The organism is Lewinella sp. W8 (assembly GCF_004375085.3).
In the GTDB taxonomy this organism is placed as follows: Bacteria; Bacteroidota; Bacteroidia; order Chitinophagales; family Saprospiraceae; genus Neolewinella.
Map to the genome: position 1 here is coordinate 46,229 of NZ_SNAQ03000018.1, position 18,475 is coordinate 64,703.

At 48.2% G+C, this 18,475-nt stretch carries 13 protein-coding genes; all 13 read right to left on the bottom strand.

Annotation, left to right across the window (positions count from 1 at the left end):
• Positions 1–348: 348 nt before the first annotated feature.
• A complete protein-coding gene (locus E1J53_RS18260) occupies positions 349–2,085 on the bottom strand; it encodes a caspase family protein (protein WP_134270662.1) in 1,737 nt (578 codons plus the stop codon).
• Positions 2,086–2,114: 29 nt separating this feature from the next.
• Complete coding sequence (locus tag E1J53_RS18265) at positions 2,115–4,097, bottom strand: caspase family protein (protein ID WP_173021554.1); 1,983 nt, start codon at positions 4,095–4,097, stop codon at positions 2,115–2,117.
• Between the two features lie 10 nt (positions 4,098–4,107).
• Positions 4,108–5,421, bottom strand: a complete 1,314-nt coding sequence (locus E1J53_RS18270; RefSeq protein ID WP_134270664.1) for a hypothetical protein — start codon at positions 5,419–5,421, stop codon at positions 4,108–4,110.
• A 9-nt stretch (positions 5,422–5,430) separates the two neighbouring features.
• Entirely contained in the window at positions 5,431–7,950 is a 2,520-nt protein-coding gene (locus tag E1J53_RS18275) for a VWA domain-containing protein (RefSeq protein ID WP_134270665.1), read from the bottom strand.
• Positions 7,947–8,609, bottom strand: a complete 663-nt coding sequence (locus tag E1J53_RS18280; protein ID WP_134270666.1) for a Mov34/MPN/PAD-1 family protein — start codon at positions 8,607–8,609, stop codon at positions 7,947–7,949. The genes E1J53_RS18275 and E1J53_RS18280 overlap by 4 nt, the downstream gene beginning before the upstream one ends.
• A gap of 1 nt (position 8,610) precedes the next feature.
• On the bottom strand, positions 8,611–10,956 hold the full coding sequence (locus E1J53_RS18285; protein ID WP_134270667.1) for a hypothetical protein: 2,346 nt from the start codon (positions 10,954–10,956) through the stop codon (positions 8,611–8,613).
• A gap of 2 nt (positions 10,957–10,958) precedes the next feature.
• Entirely contained in the window at positions 10,959–12,233 is a 1,275-nt protein-coding gene (locus tag E1J53_RS18290; protein ID WP_134270668.1) for a hypothetical protein, read from the bottom strand.
• A 100-nt stretch (positions 12,234–12,333) separates the two neighbouring features.
• Positions 12,334–13,776 carry a hypothetical protein gene (locus tag E1J53_RS18295; protein ID WP_134270669.1) on the bottom strand — a complete coding sequence of 481 codons (1,443 nt, stop codon included), beginning with the start codon at positions 13,774–13,776 and terminating at the stop codon, positions 12,334–12,336.
• Between the two features lie 15 nt (positions 13,777–13,791).
• Positions 13,792–14,490 (bottom strand): hypothetical protein, encoded by a 699-nt coding sequence (locus tag E1J53_RS18300; protein WP_134270670.1) that lies wholly within the window; start codon positions 14,488–14,490, stop codon positions 13,792–13,794.
• Between the two features lie 9 nt (positions 14,491–14,499).
• The gene (locus tag E1J53_RS18305; RefSeq protein ID WP_134270671.1) at positions 14,500–14,766 is read right to left on the bottom strand and encodes an EsaB/YukD family protein; all 267 of its coding nucleotides are present in this window, start codon (positions 14,764–14,766) and stop codon (positions 14,500–14,502) included.
• Between the two features lie 9 nt (positions 14,767–14,775).
• Positions 14,776–15,987 carry a ThiF family adenylyltransferase gene (locus E1J53_RS18310; RefSeq protein ID WP_134270672.1) on the bottom strand — a complete coding sequence of 404 codons (1,212 nt, stop codon included), beginning with the start codon at positions 15,985–15,987 and terminating at the stop codon, positions 14,776–14,778.
• A 127-nt stretch (positions 15,988–16,114) separates the two neighbouring features.
• Positions 16,115–16,765, bottom strand: a complete 651-nt coding sequence (locus E1J53_RS18315; protein ID WP_173021555.1) for a uroporphyrinogen-III synthase — start codon at positions 16,763–16,765, stop codon at positions 16,115–16,117.
• Positions 16,766–17,401: 636 nt separating this feature from the next.
• Positions 17,402–18,385, bottom strand: coding sequence for an NYN domain-containing protein (locus tag E1J53_RS18320; protein WP_134270674.1), 984 nt, complete (start codon positions 18,383–18,385; stop codon positions 17,402–17,404).
• Between the last annotated feature and the right edge of the window lie 90 nt (positions 18,386–18,475).

The window sequence follows — 18,475 nt, forward strand, 5'->3', positions numbered from 1 at the left end:
CGCAGGTCCGCTGATTTCGGAGGGGAAGGACAACCAACGACCAGTAGTCCGAAAATTTTGGCGGGGGCGCAGGTGCGGTGGTTATGGGTAGGGCGATGTTTGATGAGGCGGGGGGCTGGCCCGGAGCCTGAATGGTCTTCGGGAGGCACGTGAGTAGATCAGTGCTCCCACTATGGTAATCTGCACTCTCGTATCGACAAAAAAAGTCGGGAGGTATAGAAAGTGCGCGAGAATGGCTATATCCTGATGTAGCCTTCCCTAACTTTAGACAGTCTCAAATTAGACGTTTTCGGGATATTGACACGTTCTGAAGGTTTCTATGAATGCGATGGATGTAATTAATCTTGGCTAGAAAACACCAAACAAAAAGCATAAAAAAATGTAAAGCAGTACCATACCTATGGTAGCAAGGATAGCAACTTTTCGCTTTTCCCGCTTTTCTTTATCACTGATTTTTCTCTTCACCGATGGTGACGGTGATGTTACTGTAACTTTTTTCTTGTCGAAGTTGACATTTTTTTCCAGTTTTTTAGTATTAGTAGTAAGAACTACCGTTGCTTTTTTGCGACTACCGGTGTGTTGAACCCCGGGCGAAACCTTCTTCTTACTTGGTTTAATGACGATCTTATTTCTGTCTTCCGGCCCCTTCACTACTTCTACAGTAGATTGCTTTTTTTGTGGTGGTGGGTCATTGGTTCTCTTTTTGGAATCTGGAATTTTTACTACTCGCCCAGATTCTTCCGCAGTTTTGGCTGCCGAGAGTAATCGTTTTACCTCTTGGTTTTCCGCATCCAGTAGGTGAGCCTGGGCTAGTTGAGTAATAGCGGTACGATAATCCCGAATCCTGTAGGCTTCCTTCCCCAAATTCAGGAAAGAGTTAAAGTTCAATTTTCGGTTACAAATATCAATTTGCTTTTCAATCTCTTCGATTGTTGGGATGAAGTTGGGATGTTTAGGGATATAGTTATGCTGACACTTCCTCAACTCAACTTGCGCTTGTCTGTATTTTTCTTTACGCAACAGCGTAATCGCTTTATTGTAGGCAGCAGCATAATTCATACGGCATTCATCAACCATTTCTTCGTGCTCTGCACGTTTTTTTCGGTCCTCCAGTTCTTCTTTTTGCCGATTAAGGATTTGCCGGATTCTGGCTCGGGCATTATTGGCGAATTCGCTCTCTCCGTGATGGGTGATGAATATTTCGTAATCGTCTAGCGTATTTCTTCGGCGAGCAACATTCCAAGCTTTCCGGGCGCGCACTCTTCTAATTGCTTCCCGAGCGTCGGCTATAAAATTCCCGTTGGGGTATACTTTAATGTATTCCTCCAAGTCCTCAATTTCACCCTTAGCTAGAGCTCCATTCCAAAGATCCTCTTCGCTGAGTTTCCGGCGAAAGTAAAATTCTCCACCATTGTCTCGAGAATTGCGCAACCGACCCTCCATCGGCTCCTGTTGCTTACCCAAGTGACGAACCGTCCTACTTACGTCAGCAATCATTGCGGTTGCGCTTACTTCTTCTTCCATATTCCCTTTAAGAAAATCAATAACTCCCTTGGCAAAAGGACTATTCTCTCCTTGCGGGCCATCGACGACATTTTCAATTCGTCCGGAGGTGAAAACACGCCGCGAAGGATAAGCATATCCGTGCCCTTCACCTCTAATCTGTTCTACTAAGGCCCCGGAGAAACAAGAGTCCACCATCAAAAAGAGATGGTGCGCCTTGATTTGATGCATATACTTAATCAGATTAGAGTTAGAGATATAATCTGTGACCTTTCCCATTCTTCCGTCTACCGTCACCCAGTAGCCTTCCTTAACTTCTTCTCGGTAGTAACCGTGGCCAGAATAATAAACTATCAGGTTGTCCTCCTTTTCGATAGTTTTGATTAATTCAACAAACTTAGCATCGATACCTTCCTCGGTCGCCTCACCGTTGATGACCCGATGAACGCAGTCCGCATTAAATTGATAAAGAGTAGTCAATACATCTACTACTTCTTCTGCGTCACGGACTGAATTATTTAGTCGCGGATGATGCTCGTACTGATCAATAGCGATGATAAGAAGGTAATTCTTTCCGTTCATATTCAAGAAGTTTTAGTTTTAAAGCCGAATTACACTAAATCATCTAAATAATCTTTGATCCGATCGAAAACCTGACCCCGGCCATCCGCGTTAACTCCGGCAAAAACAATTGTTTGGTCCTTGACCGATATTTGATCTATGAGGCCAATCAATTGATGTGTAATGTAGGTCCGTGCGGTAGAGTAGCGTTCGGGTTGGATAATTCCACCAACATATTGGTTTTTGATGGCACGGAACCTCTGCATTATTAGCACTAATTGGCTATTGAGATTCAGATCAAATCCTTTAAGAAAGGATTTTAACTCGTCCATGACTTCTTGTATCCGATCTTCGGCAAGAAGTTCTCGCATGCGTTCCAAATCTATAGTTTCGTGGGAGTCGTTCATTTTTACAATATCGAAAACGTTCTCTATCTCAACATTCTCGTTCTTTACTTGCACTTCCTTATCCCATACACAGATCGATTTTTGCCGTTCACCAAAATTCTCGGTATTAATTTTGGCCGTCACTTTCACGAGTAGCTTATACTGCCCGATTCTTTGGGGAACAATATTGTATCGCCAGAAAGTATAGTCCCGGGTTGCGATCAACTGTTCGACCATTGTTTCTGAAGTGATTTTGAAATTACTACCCCCGCCTACTTCTTCTAAAGCAACAACCATAACTCGACTAATTTTGATGTCGTGGCTGTCAGAAGACTCGAGATCCATTCCCACCGAGAGAATTTCTTGTTTCAGCTCATACGGAGCAATTCTTATTTCACAGGTGTAGCCTTGGCCAATTTGCATGCGACGAGGAATCTGGCAAAGTAACTTTCCGTTCAACAATTCGTCATTATCATCTCCCCCATTGGGCTCCTGCATATAAAGAGGTTTGGCCGTCTTCGGCTTATTAATAATAATCTGGGATCGAATGTCTTCTTTAGATAAATCCTTTGCATCGGGTTGAATGACAAGCCTTCTTTTTGACGGAGATTTAGAGGTGGGAATATTAGAAGTGTCGGGAAGGCTAATGATGGTGCTTTCTCCGCCCCCTTTAGTCTTCCGATCTGCAGCCTGGCGAATGGCCTCGATACGTTGGTTAGCCTGTTCAACGTAGGCGCTGGTCTCATGAAGAATGATAAAGTTCCGGTATGCTCTGATCGTGTCTTCAGCCTGGGCATCATGCCATGCAGCTTCGGAAAGAAGCGTGGAATGTATCATGTGAGCCGTACTGGCGTATTTACCGTCAGGAAAATCGAGCATATACTTAAGCAAGGACGCCTTGGTAGGTTTAGCAGAAATGTGCTGCCACATCAAATCTTCTTCCGTCACCCCCTCAATGATCCAGTCGTTATCGTTGAGCTCGAAATAGACAGGTTTCAGCTCTCGGTAGTATTGCCCCAGGTAATCCACCCCACTTTGGAGCAATTCCCGCATGCTAAGTCGTTCACGGGCGTGGCGTTTCAGATAATCAATCAGCGGGTCTACGAAATGATGGGAGGCTTTTTCTTCGTCGGTTTGGGAACCATGGCTATACCCAGTGGTCAGGAGTTGAAAAGTATTGATACCGTTATCCTGGTAACTACGGAGCTGTTGAATGATGGAGGGGGTAATAATGGCGTTTGCCAGCAAGCAGACGTTTTCAGCCTTCAAATCCCGCAGATAAATAGTGGCCAGGTTGGTGCTACTAATGTTATGGCTAATCCCTTCACTAGAACCATCGTATGGGATCAGGTAAGATTCGTTATTGACCTCGCGGTAAAAACTCTGCCCACTGAAAATAATCAACAAACTGTCCTCCGCCTTAAGCCGATTACGCAACTGGAGAAAAGCCTGATCAATGGCTTCTTCGGTAGCGTCTTCGTTGTAAAGCTCCGTAATGTCAGCATCGTTGAAAGTATAGTGCTTGGTGATAAAATTAACAAGCTTTTTTACGTTTTGCACCGTATCTCGCAATGGCGTCACCCTATGATCACGGTAACGATCAATAGCGATGACCAGCATATAACTTTTTCCTAAGTGGTGCTTCATAGATAGTGGTCTAATTTTTAAGTCGTACGATAACGTCCGTGCGCAGGTCTTCAACGTTAGGATCGTTGATGATTTCGAAAGAAAATTCCGCCTGTTGTAAGCCCAGCGCATCACTGATGGCCTTCAGTTTAGCTAGTTCCAGTTTGCGCGTGGTCATTTGCCCCGACTCAATCACTTCCTTTTTAGGTGGGTTTCGCTGGCTTCTTTGGCCGGTACCATCGTAGTATTCCAGCGTAAGCTTTTTATCAGCAACAAACTCAGTACTGATGTTTTCTGACCAATAGGAGATCTCCTCGTAAGTCGTGTGGCGCAGGGTGACGTGCTCGACCTTTTGCTCTTTGAGTAATGGGACCAGAATATCACTTACCAGATGCGTAAACCGCTGAACCTCTGGGGCATTCTCCATTAAATAGTCATAGCCGTAGTCAGTAAAAGAAAAGCGCACATTTCCGTCCTCCATTTTTACGGCTTTTACCCCAAGTAAATCGTTCCACTCTTCATCCTTCCCGAAGCGGATTATCTTGTCATTAATTTCTGGCATCACGTCGAATACTTGCAAGTAGTTCTCGGGAAAGTCGAGTGAAATTTTATACTCCAAAAGTGGCCCTGGAGGACCGGTATTATTCTTAACTTCTTGAAAGTTAAATAATACTCTCGCAGTGCCTTGGTTAAACAGACCACTATCGTGATTGGCTAATCTATCCTGAATGCGGGCCAGCCGGTACAATGACTCGTCTAGTCTAGTTTCCAATACTTCGTCCACGCCAAACTTTCTTTCCTCAATATCAATTCCGTTGTAGGTGTAACGAAGAATAATGTCCTTTTTTAAACCTGTCACCTTAAAGTTGGCTGGTTGTCTCCTCAATCGACTTTCGTCGATTCGACAATTGACGGAAATAGCCATGACCTGGAAGTAATCTGGGTTATTCAGATGGTTGATTAGTTTGCCTATTCGTGCGACAAATTCGTCAATTTCAACTCCATTTTGAGTATCGCTTGGGTCTTTAAGACTGATGCTGTAGAATTGAGGAAAGGAGTAACCGTTAGGAGAGACAGGTTTGACCACCTCTGTTTCAACGTCTGCCCCCTTTGCGGAAAGCTTATTCTCTGACTTATCCGCCTGCCTGGCTTTTCTTTTTCGCTTTGCATCCAGCTGTTCCTGCTCAGAGGAACTCGGCTTTAGTGCTTTTTCCTGATGGACAAGGGTATCGACCGGCACCGAATCTCGCGGTACAGTAAACGAGGCAAAAGCAGGTGCCGGGGTCAGACAGCCAACTAATAAGATCAATACCCAACTAAAGTGGAGCTGTTTAACATAAATCATTGTCCTTATTTATTTCCGAGTGATGGTGATTTGGTTACGAATTTTGGCTGTTTCTTGGGCCGATCGGGTAACCTTCTTCGCCCCCGGTTTATTGATGGTGATATTACCGGAGGCCTCTTCTTCTTCGGTTTTAGACACGAAGCGTAGGCGAGTGAAGTTGTTTTTACCTAGTACGATATCGTTGCCGTTGCGGAGAGCTGCCGGGCCAGTAATCCAGCGTCCTTCGACCTGCACATCGCCATCCTGTGGATCAATATACACTTTTCCCCTTTCCGAGTATAGCCGGGCGTGGTGCTCCATGATGGAATTGTCCTGGTAGCTCCACTTGATGTACACTCGGTTTTTCGGGTGGCTACCGATCAGGATATAGTCGATATTAGAGTCTTTGAGCCATTTGCTTAGTGGACTCACCCAGGCCGAAAATTTGGCTGGAGCGAGACACTGTAACTCATAGGAACTCAGGTGGCTAACCACCGCAAATAAAGTATAGCCAAGGATGGCTCCATAGCATACGTAGCTGATCACCAAAATCAAGTCTGCCGGAAAAGATTCCGGCAAAAAAGTACGGATGGCAAAATAAACGTGAAAGGCCACAACACTTGCCAGAGCCCCACCCAGGATTCCGCCCATAAGTTCGATACTGGAGAAAAGGCTGACCACTAGCCCCATCATAGTACCGAAAATCATCCAGCTCACCAGTTCTCCGATGTATTTGATGGGAATGAACTTAGCAATTAAGGTAGACTCGACAAAGAATATCAGGTAACTCAAGACCATCCCGATCAATACCCGAATAAGAATCCGGCCAAGATTGAATTTACGAGACTGGCCCATTTCTTCCACGGTTGCCAGGGCTCCGATGATTCCTACGCCGAGACAAACCCCCACTTTCGTCTGGTTAACCACTGAGTTGGCGATGGAGTAATCCTGGTCCTTATCCAGCACCCCAACGATGAAGTCGGTGTAACTACTTAGATCGAAGGAAGTGAGATATGCCTGAAATAACCACGCCAGAAAGCCCCCGAAAGCCCCGAACCACAACCACCGCATTTTGGGGAAATTAAAGCTGGAGGCAAACATGTTCCCAGCTTTGGTTTGTAGCTGGAACAGCTCGGCGTATTCGGCTACGTGCCCCCGTCGGGCTTCGGTGGCGTTATAATATTTCCACGACTGAAGGCTCATCATCTTGTCACCTTTTTCGTTGATGACGACCATATCATGGTCCTCGTATTCGTCGTGGGTTAGCGGGTCTCGCATTACCCGATTTTCTTGTTTGACCGTATGGTAGGGTCGAATGTGTTTTCGCTTAAAACTCAAGTTGTTCAAAATCGGGATCAGGAAGGAAATAACCATGAAAATTAGCACTAGGATGGCCAGGCCAATCAGTAAGCCAACCGTAAAACTAGAAGACTGAGTTTGATTTTGCTTATTCCGCAAATCGAGCGGCTTGATGGAAGACCCCAGAACGATATCCTTCGTGGCAAAAATTTTATTTGCTCCATTCCGGGTGTCCGTTACCCTGAAGGTTATTTTCTCCGGTCCAAAAAGATAGTTTGGAGACACAGTAAGTGAATAATTTGGTCCGGATATTCTGCGGGCCACGGCCTCAAACATGCGAGTGATGGAAGAGGGTAACTCACCATACATACTGGCGTCATCTTGGTTGGTGGTTGCGCTGGCTAGTTCTCGCAAAAAATGACGATCAACTCCCTGACCGAATCCCACGGGATATATCTGCAAGGTAGAATCGTATCTCGCTACGTGGTCATACACCTCTTGCGCTGAAAGCAGACTGTAAATAGGGTTATTGCCATAGTAGTTGGTGTTACTGCGTTTCACATCGTTCTTACCGTCGGTCAGTAGTACCAATACCTTTTGACCCGGAAGCTCTCCCAATTCCGTAGTTTTTTCCACTACAGCCCGGTAAAGATCGGTATCGAAGGATGTCCCGTTTGGCAGCATGGCCTTTACCGGGCCGATACGGGCTTTGAAATTATACTTTGTCACCGGTTGGGTGGCAAAGACGCTATCATGGAAGAAAGCGTAACGCGTATCCGCATTTTGCAGAAAATCCTTTTTCAATACAGCTTCCATGGCAGCTTTTGCCTCCTCCAGGGGCTGGGAGTGCATACTGCCACTGAGGTCGAGTAAGAAAAGTACCGTAAGGGGTGCCTCCTTTTTGGAGCCACTGATTTCCGCCTCACCGGTGGCGTCAATTGCCTGCAAGTTACGAGACTGCCATTTAGCACGGTGGTAGTCAACAGTTCCTGTTTCGCTAAAAACCACTGATAAAAAACTGTCCGTCTTCCCTACCTGTGGCATTGTTTTAAATAGATTGAACCCGTCCTTATCGAATGCGCGCAGGTCGAGTTGTAAGGTTCTATTTTCTTCGTGTGGGGTAATTTTGATGATCTCAAGGGTATCGCTCTGGGCGGACAAACGAGGACCAGCGGCGATGGTCCATATAATGAGTACTAAAAAGCTTAGACGAAAATGGCTTCTGAAATGTCCCATAATAAATTGATTCAAGAGAAGAAAGCTAGCAGGTCTTTCCAGGAAAATACGGCACTTACGGCCGCACCCGTTGCAACTTCTTTGGAGGAATAAAATTGAGCAGTATCTCGCCCGGTGTTCAAGCCGGTTTGGTCGGCCAGTGTGGAAAAAATTCCCGTATCCCAACGAGGGGTATGTGGATCCAATACGAGCGCTATCTGGTACGGATGACGAAAAAATGGCAGATGCGTGCGGTTTACGTCGGTTGTGGACAAATATGGTCCATGACCGGGGTGTGTATGAAACCACCCGACGATGAGTCCAGGCCGATCGGAAGTTCCTGCCTCATAGGCCTGACGTATTGCGTCGCTAACGACCAAAAGGGAATTGTTGGCAAAATCGACCTCTCTGAAGGGCTGAAAGCGGTCCACGTACACCACGCAGTCATCGCTAGTTGCAACGTAGCCTAGCAAGAGCCCACCCACTTCCGGCGAGGCCCCGTCTTCCCGGACACTTTGCGCCGCCCAGTCACCAATGGCATGCGCCGCTTCGTTGGTAAAATGACAAGCAGTCACGTAAGTACTTTGCCAGCGCGAGCGGAGATTGACGCACCGGTACTCTTCAGAAGAAAGGGGAGGGGTTCTTTCCAAAGTGGAACGGCGCTGTTTTATAATGATGTGCGGTCGGTCCTTCATACTATTCTAGACGTTTCCCTATCCAGGCAGCTAGTTTTTTCCAGGAGTGATAGTTGTCGCTGCGGGTATTCAGCTTAAATTCATTCCCTTTTTGGTATCGGGTGAAGAAGCCAACGTCATAGGGGGACTTGAGGCTTTCAAGTTCCATGGCTACATAGAAAGACTTTTTGACGAAAATTGTCTCGTGGGTGTTGATGTCCTCCCCGGAGAGGAATACACCCCAGCCAGGGTGGGTGTGGAACCAACCAACCATCTCCAACTGCTGGTGACCGTAGTAATCTTTGGCCGTCTCCAAAGCGTCCCAGGCTTTGCTGTCGAATACGAGTTGGGTAGTAGAATTATTGACGTCCTTTTCCACGGGAACGAAGCGCTCGAACGTCAGCCGGTAATGACCATTCTCAGTCTTCTGTTGATGACGTCCTAGGATGAAGCCGCCAATTTCCGGTACTTGATCGCCCCGCCCCTGGAGGATTTCCCGGTGGTCGAAAACGAACTCGTGGACGGAACGGACGAAAAGGTTACGCAGATAGATTTCATCCACGATAGTCTTGTCCTTGCCCCAGAAATTTTTCAAGTCCACAAGTTTGTAGTCACTCCGACTGCTGATGAGCAGTTTGTCCACCACTTCACTTGTTCCCACAGCAGCGAAAGCGTTGGCGCCCGTAGTTGCAGCCACAGCAAGGGCGGGCTTGGCCAAGGCCGCACTCTTTTTACCACCAATAATGATTTGGGGGCGTTTAGGATTGGTAGATGCTGCGCCTGATTCTTCGGGTACATCTATTCTAACGCCGCGCTCTTCGAGTGCAGCTTGTTCTTCGGGAGTAAGTTGGTTACCAGTCCGGGTTTGGAGGTAAAAATAGTAGGTTAAGCCGGCGATCAGTAGGGTGATTAGGCCAATAAGAAGGAATACCCAAATACTACTACGTCCAGTATGCCGGTAATACACTTGGCTATTCTCCGAACTCTCAGAAAAGTTGTTGTTATCGACAAAATCTACGATGTACTCTTTGCCGGGAACTAGGCCAGCAGTATACTTTTCGGGCAGAGTGCTCAGAACCACCTCGCCATTTTTATTTGGCTTAAGTTCGGAAAACGGTACCGTTATCGTGGCAATTTCAGGAATCTCTTTATCAGAAAAAACCAGATTGAATGGTCCTTCGCCCCCGCTTTTGTGTACAATTCGCATGGAATCGTTACTATGTCGGAACTCTACTACTGGCGGTAAAGCTTTCGCATCGATCTCAACCTCGTCCTCGACGTCATACTCGACTACCGTGAGGATTATCCGGCAAGGAATATTCCGGTCATTTATCTTCACTTCAACAGCACCAATGTTTTGCTTTGCCACCTGACACGCTCTATTGTTTCTCGAAACCGCGGAGACTTCTTTCCCAGCATTACCCTTGTATCCTACTTCATACCTCTCGCCCTGTTGAAGAATTTTTGTTGGTAGGAGCCTAAAGTTGCGACGGATGTTGTCGGCTAGTTTTTGATGCTCATCATTTTCGCCCAACAATACCGTCAGACGTTCAATTGTCTTTTGAAGCGTTTTCTCCGCTTGAGCATCCCGCTCCGGATTGATGCCCTTAAAGTTTTTCAGATAGCTTTTATAACGTTTCCGGTGTCTTCTGAGGCCATCAATGTCCTTCTGGTTGCTTTCTCTGTTGAAAACTACTTCCCCCTCAAGATAATATTCTTTCCAGTAGTCATTGGCCTCTTTTTTCTTTTTTTCAAGGTCGTCCATAGGATCAGGGGTGGACCCTATAGAATCATCGATTACAGGTGGGTCGGCTACCTCAGTTCCTCCAGTAGCGATGTCTTTAATGGTAGAACCGCCACCGGTCTCTTTTATCTTAAAGTGATAATCGGAATGAATCTCCCTGCCCACTTTAGTTGCCCCTTTATAAAGTTGCACATCTACTTTCAAAGTAATTTGACCGGATACGTTATTCAAGGGGCCAAAGATTATTGAGCCGTGCTTTCCTTCCCGTCTAAGCGTCAAGTTTACTGTCCTAGTTGGTCCAACATTTGGCTCACTTCCGTAGCAACTATTACATATCTTGATAGTGTGACCAGGCATAAGCTCAAGTGCATCAACTCTTATGTGAATCTCGGCATTCGGATAAAGACTTAAATCAACCTCGCCATTAAATCTACTGAGAGACGTCGCCACACCTCCATTATCAGGCACTAACATATACTTGACCTGAAATTCATTCCCTGCTATCGGTTGATAAATTTTTTGAGAGTTATCACTTTGTGCGGATAAGCCAAACAGTCCTAACGCAAAAAGCAGCAATAAAGGCATTTTCAACTTTACCATATCTAAATTAAATTTAGCAATCATTCTCAGATTTTAGTATACCGATAAACGCCATACAGCACCGCAGCCACCACGCCCAGACCAAAAAGGATTTTCAGCAGAAGACCGCCGAGTACGGGTGCGCCAGAAGCAGTATCCGTAGAAATATCCACCGAGATGGAATCCCTCTGTGGCGTTGGAGGTAGCGGAACCTCATCCTCCTCACTTTCACGAGTTGGGTTTTGTGTCGCGGGGATAACGATGGATTTTTGTAGGCCAAAGGTTAAACTCAAGTTTACCCGGCAGGGTCGTTGAGGCTGCTTAATCTCGACCAGAAACACTTTATCCACGCTACGGGTACGACCAATGACGGTGCAAACGGAAGCATCAGCGACGGCGGCGGTCACCTCCTCGCCTTCGTTACCACGGAAGTCGACCTCGTAAAGCTCTTCGCTTTTGACGGGTAGGTAAGAAGCCATAAAGGTCTCTTGGCTGGGTAGTTCTTTTTTCGCTAGGGATATTATCCGGTCAATGATTTGGGTGAGCATGCGTTCAGCATGAGCATCGCGCTCCGGATTGAGGCCCTTAAAGTTTTGCAGATAGCTTTTGTAACGGTCTCGGTGTCTTCTGAGGGCAGCAATGTCCCCTTGATTGCTTACTCTGTTGTAAGTTCCTTCCCCTTCGAGATACCTTGCTGCCCAATAGTCGTTGGCCTCCTTTATCTTTTCTTCAAGATCGTTTGAAAATCCAATCGCCTCATTGGTCGCAGGTGGGGCAATTTCATCAGTATTTCCCCGAGCTCTAACTTTTTTAGAACGACCGTCATCGGTTCCTTTCATCGTAAAGCGATAACTGGAATGAATCTCCCTGCCTACTCTAGTGGACCCTTTGTAGAGTTGCACATCCACTTTCAAAGTGATTTGACCGGATATGTTTTTCAAGGGGCCAAACATTATTGAGCCATGCTCTCCCTTTACCCTATTAATCAAGTTTACTGAGTAATTTGGCCCAATTTCTGGCTCACTCCCATAGCAACTTTTGCATATCCTGATACTGTGACCACGCTGAAGTTCAACTGCATCAACTCTAATGTGAATTTCGGCATCCGGATAACGACTTAAATCAACCTCGTTGTTGATTCTATCAAGACTCGTCGCTACTCCTCCATCGCCGGGGATTAAAATATGTCGAATCCTGATAGTATTTCCTTCGATCTCATAAGTTTTATTAGCATTTTGCTCCTGGCCAAAAGCGGCAGCCGAAAACACGCAGCAGCCAATTATCCCCAACCTGCTCCTTTTCCCACAAAACAGTTTAGCCATGCCGATCCATCTATGCCAACGCAGGACAAAGCTGAGGAAATTGGGCGGTATGAAATTATTGTTGTAGATAGATTTCTATTTTTGGGTGCAGTTTATCAGGTCAGATCAACTCACCTTTTTTGGCGATGTAATAAATGCCAGTCAGAAAAGGTAAGGCCAGTAATAGGCCAACGACCCAGCGATTGCGGGTAAAGAAGCCTGCGGTGGGCTCTGCCGGCGTGGTATAATCCTCTTGGTTCGTTGGCATTTCACTCGTCTCGGAGGGTGGTGTTATAGGATCATCACTTACTACTGAGTCATTTCCTAGTTCAGGGTATTCCAGGTGCAGGACGGTATCTTTTGCACCAAGTTTTATTTCCAAATCAACCTCTCTGCCGAGCGGCACACTGGCCGTGGCTCGGGTTTTATTTTCCCAGTCCAGGGTGACGCTCATGTCGTCGTTGCCTCTCAAGTACCCCTGGGGGCGGGTGCGCCCGACTCCGGCAAGGAACTGAATGTCGTACTCCCGGTATACGTCACCATCGCGATGATTCACGTTAAGTTTAAAGGGGGTACGGTCCACGATCCATCGCCATGCTTCTGCGGAGAACCGACCATTAGGAAATTCATCGAGGTAAGTCTGATAACTAAGTTTAGTGCCCTTGCTTCGCGCGGTCCGGATGGCGGCAGCGTCATAATCGATCAGTACTGGAGGAGGGGCTTTCGACAGGCTCCTATTTTCGGTGCCTCGAGCGGTCTCTTCGTAATTACTAGGACCACTACTTCCCTGATTTTCTTCCAACCCAAGGGAGGTTTCGTCCAGCTCATTGAAAGCATCCAGTAGTCGCTTTTCCACTTGATCGTAATCTTTCTTTGCCAAAGCATCGGCAACGTCGGCGGACATTTCGGTGAACTTCGCCGAAAAGCCAACGGACAAAAGGTTCCACGCAAACTTCATCGCCTGCAATTCCGCTACGGTAGCGTTTTCTGCGGGTTGAGAAGGGATAGAGACTATTCCATGTAGATCCATGGCCATCCCTTTGATGAGCCCGCTCTCAATTTCGGCGTTTTCAACTTCTTGATAAGAACGGTCGATTTCGGCTACTACGAATACGTTCACCATCATGGCTGGCATGATCTCCACATCATCTTTGATTTGATAAGGAAGACTGATTTTTCTTCCAGCCCTTAATTCTCTGCCTTCCACGCCTTGCAATGAGTGATCTTTCACCGATACGTTATCTCCAACTTGCTGCAAATCCGAGCCAATGACGAGCTTTAATTTCCTATTGTGAGAACGCTTCTCCCATCGCAGATTATAATATTCAATATCAGCCGTGATATCCTGGGTGGGATAGTCAGCAAAATTGAGTATGCTCAGATCCTTCAGCTCCGTACCGTCGGCGTACAGCCTTAATTTAGCCCTCATTTCTCCAGCAAATATTTGCCCGTCCAGCTCGTAGTAGAAAACAACGTCGTGAGATTCCGCCACCACCTTTTCTCCGAACCCGAGAGCGGGAACGGCGAAGAATACCAACAAAATAAGAAGGTAATGGGAATGCATCTCCTAAGAGTTATTCTATTTCAGATCAATCACAACTTTCTTTCGCTTAGGGGCAACAAGCTTATCTGGAGCGGGTGGCTGAGTAGGCTTTTCCCTAGGTCGATTAATAATAATGCGGATTTGTTCTTTTCGACTTTCCAAGTACTTTGGGTCAGGTCGGAGCAAAGGGGTATTATCTACGAATTTTCCGCGTGCCTTATCGACAATCCCGGCAGGCTCGGCGAACTCTCTCACCCAGGTAGCAACGTTAGCATCTTCGGGATGCGGCGGTGTATTTAGGGCGTGGTAGTTCCGATACTGGAGAATTTCTCCAATTCGCTCAATCATCATATCCAAGGTATGCCAAGACCCTAGTGCGTCCTCGTTAACACAAATTTTCCCATCTATCGGGCCACCAAACTTAATATTTGGATGCCAAACGGGTGTCCTCATCCAGCAGCCGGGCTGCCCGCCGAGTGGGTAACGCTTCGGTATGATAATCTCCGCAGTATGTCGCTCACCAAAGATGGGCATTTGTGATTTGTCTACCCCGACGATGGAGCGGATATTGTAGTGTATCAAATATCGCTCCGGTGGTAGATGTCCACGACGCTTTTTGGCCTCGTATTCAATCACATCGCTCTGCTCGCAAAACTCATGGATCAACCTGTGCTCCTTGGCCAGTCGATTTTCTCTGGGGTTGTCGTACTTTGGGTATTTAGGGAGGGTTGCCATTTCGATTATTTAATTGCCCGCAACAAAAATGGGTGTCATCATAATTACATCTCCTTCCTGGACCTGGGCGGCCTCCAGGGTTTCCTCAGGATTGATGTTACGCCCTTTTCCTTTTGGGGCCAACTGATAGGAAATCGGGTTACCGGAAGCGTCGGTCTTGGAGCCAATACCGTTTTCCAGGAGCTTCTCGATCACGTCCGTTGCAGTTGCAGTAAGTGGCAGTGAGACGTCAATATCCTCGTTATCTGGGAGGACACGAACAATTACGTTTACCATAATGGGTAGCTATTTAAAGGTCAGTTTATCAGCGTCGGCGCTGAGTTCTATGTAGTGGTATTTTCCTTCTGTTGTGAGTACGGGTAGGATGTGAAAAAAAGGAATCCCGCAGGCCAAAAGGGTTTGATCTAAAATCCGTTCTTCACATCTTTCCAGTTGATCGATACTGTCAATGATGGCGAGTCCTTCGCCCACTTGTTTTTCATATTTCCGGACGAACTTATTGTCCATTTTTGCATGGGGCACCATCAGGTCAGTTACGATTTGGGTTTTCTCCGTAGCAAAACGAAATACTAATGGCCGTTCCAGAATGATAGCAGGATCGTCATCCTCCAGATGATTGGTAATCCAGTCTAAAACTTTGGCAACGGAGTCACTGGCGGATAGCGGCGCTTCGATAATCTTCGAATAAGTGTGGTGACTCGGGCAGTTTTGCTTAAGGATTGGATATTTACGTTGAGCAACGTAGTTACTTCTCCCTTCGTAGTAGAAGTCTTCTTCGATCATACCACGTCGATCCCCATCGCCAAAAATGACTTTCAGTGCCTCCTGTGCCTGAATGGCACCGATAATTGATGCTGCGATGGGAGTCGTGGCCATTGTCCCCAATTCGGCGTGTTGACGAGCTACGCTGATACAGCTTAATCTTGCCGACAATTGTTTGCGATCCTGCGGCGTCAGATTACATTCATAACACGTTTTGCCAGGCTTATATACGGCAACTTGGCCTCCCATATCTTGAATGGCTCCATCCACCCAAGTTTTTCCAACTTTATAGCAGGCCCGGTTGATGGCTAAGCGCGCCAGGCGATTATCTAGTCCCCCAATGATGACATCCATACGACGGAACACGCCCAAACCAATATCTACTCCGATATCTCCGTCTAGGGTAGCTACTCTCACTCCGGGGTGAATACTCCTTACCCGCTCGGCGGCTACTTCGTTTTTCTTACGGTCGCAGTCTTCGGCCCGAAATAAAATGGAACGACTCAGGTTGGTATAATCTACCGTATCCAAGTCAATAATTAGTAGGTTCCCAACTCCAAGTAGCGTTAGGTTTTTTATAATTTCATTACCAAGGGCTCCGGCCCCAACTACCATTACCGTAGCTTCCTTTATTCGGTCGGCATTCCACCACTTCATCAAATTAAAGCGACTATCCCAGGTAGACGATTTACTCTCAACCGTGACGGAAGATCTAGGTTTTACGGTGGAACTCATGTGGGTTTGTAAGGGTAGTTCAAATGAATATTCTCCGACTAATATACGAATTTAACTTTATTATTACATTAGAATTTAGCTGGAATACGCAGTCAGCGCAATCATAAACCCTACCCCCCCACAAAACTCACCCCTCCAACAACCCCACCAACGCCTCCTCCGTAGGATCTTCCGCAACAGAATACCCAATCTTCCGATCCCGCAGCGCACTCCCCGTACTGGGCCCGATGGCCACCACTAAAGCGCCCTCCGGCAGGGTAAAATGATCGCAGTAGGCCGCCACGTTCAGCGGACTGGTAAACACGTAAATATCCGCCTCGATGGGCGCCGGCGGGGGCACCGCCGCGTTGGCGTAGCAGACGGCGTCCAGTACCCGGACGTCGTCTTGCAGCAAAGTTTGTACGGTCTTGCGGGACTGCTCCGCGCGGGGAAAGAACACCGTCAGTCCGCCCGCTACCCGCCGGAACTGGGCGGCGACGGCCGCGGGTTGCCCGCGGCCCACGAAATCCGGCCGCAGGCCGGCCTCCTCCAGGGCCCGGGCGGTGCCGGCGCCCAGCGCCGCCAGTCGGGGACGTCCCGCCAGTCCCGCCAACGCGTGGATCGAGAACTGTACGGCGCGGGAGCTGTAAAAGAACCACCAGTCGGCCTCCGGGGCAGCAAAGGGTTTCCCCGTAAAGGACAGGAGCGACCGGGCGTGGAGCTCCACTCCCTTCGCTGCGGCCCAAGGCCGCAGGGGGCTGTCCGCGGCCAGGTCCCGACTGATGAAGAGTTTTTTCACGGGGGTAAGGTAAGTGCTGAATGATTCTTCTTCATAATTCAAATAGTGTCCGGACGCCGTTTCTCTCGGCTACGCCTTCGCGAAACAGCGCCGACCACCGAATTAACCCTGGTCTAAACGGTACATGACGCTGCCATCGGCAAGGAATGTCTGGTCATGACAGTGGATTTTGCGTCACATCATCCTCAGCCTCGGTCGACCGGCTTGCGGAGCAAGCCTATTCCGGGCACTTCTCCTTTGCCTTAGCCTCTGCATTCTCCTCCAACTCCGCTCGGCCGACCAGTCAGCTCGTGCCTCGCGCCTGGGCGGACGAGCTACCCCTTTGATGGCTCGACGTGAAACGTCTCCACCAGCCTCAGCCTTGCGCGACCGGCTTACGGGAACAAGCCTTTTCCAGGGTTCCTTCCGGATCTATGCTTCCTTCTTCTTTCTTCCTTCTTTTTTCTTCTTTCTTCCCTCTTCCCCTCTCGGCAGACCAGTCAGCTCGTGCCTCGCGCCTGGGCGGACGAGCTATCCCTTTGAAGGCTCGACGTGAAACGTCTCCACCAGCCTTAGCCTTCTCCTCAGCCTCGGTCGACCGGCTTGCGCTTGCCCGACCATTCATCGATGGGGCGGGGAGCAAGCCTCTTCCGGGCCTTATTCTTCCTCCAGAATTTCCAGCAACTCCACGTTGGTGGCAATCAGCTGTCCCTTGTCGTTGTGGGTCAGGGTGAAGGCTACCTGATCGTCTTCGTAGAGTTCGTTGAAGTCGGCGTTGTTTACCGTGGTGTGGTGGAAGAATAGGTTATTGGGGGGGTACTTGATGAATCCGTAGCCGTTCTTCAGGCTGAAGATTTCGCTCTCCATCCGGTCACCTACTTCCCCTTCGCTTGGCTCTTCGAACTCAATTTCCTGTTCTTCTTCCTCCGCGGTATCGTGGGTACCGTTATTGTTGGCCTTGAAGGTGCGGTTGCGGCGGTTCTTGTCCGGGTTGCCGGCCACGAACAGGTTATCCACCAGATCTTCCTCACTTACCCGGGGCTCGTCGATGATGAGGTTCATCAGGGTTGGGTAGCTGCACTCCTCCAGGAGGTCTTGGCTGGTGCGGGTGACCATCTGGGAACCGTTGTCGGTGGTGAACTCGAAGTCCCAGCCCATTACCATCACCCGGCACCCGAGGCTGTTGAGCTTGCGCACCAGCGGCACGTAGTCGCTGTCGCTGGCGATGAGGACCACTACGTCCAGCTTGCGCAGCAGGGCCTGCTCGAAGGCCTCCAGCGCCAACCAAACGTCGATCCCCTTTTCCTGACGACGGCCATTGGCGGAGCGCAACGGACTGTAATGGGTCGTCACCCCGCTGCTCATCAGGATATCGTCAAAGACGCGGTCGTAGTAAAGCACGGCTCCGCGCTGCTGTGCTTCCTGGGCGTTGAGGCGGCCACGGAAGTAGTGGCTGTCGACGATTTTGGCCATTCCGGGAGCCACCTCCTCCGATTCCGCCACGCGGCTCTCGATGAACTGGTGCAGACCGGCAATACTCAACCGCCGCCGCCGGGGGTGGTCGTAGTTGTAGTAGTTTGAAACGTGGAGAAAGTAATTTCCGTCGTAAAAGACGCCAATTTTCGTGAGGCGATCGGGCATATCTATGTTATCTGTATGAGCTAAGTACTTGCTATTCCCTGAGGGGGGCGCAAAGGTACAAAATGCTGTAGATACACCTAAACAAATCGC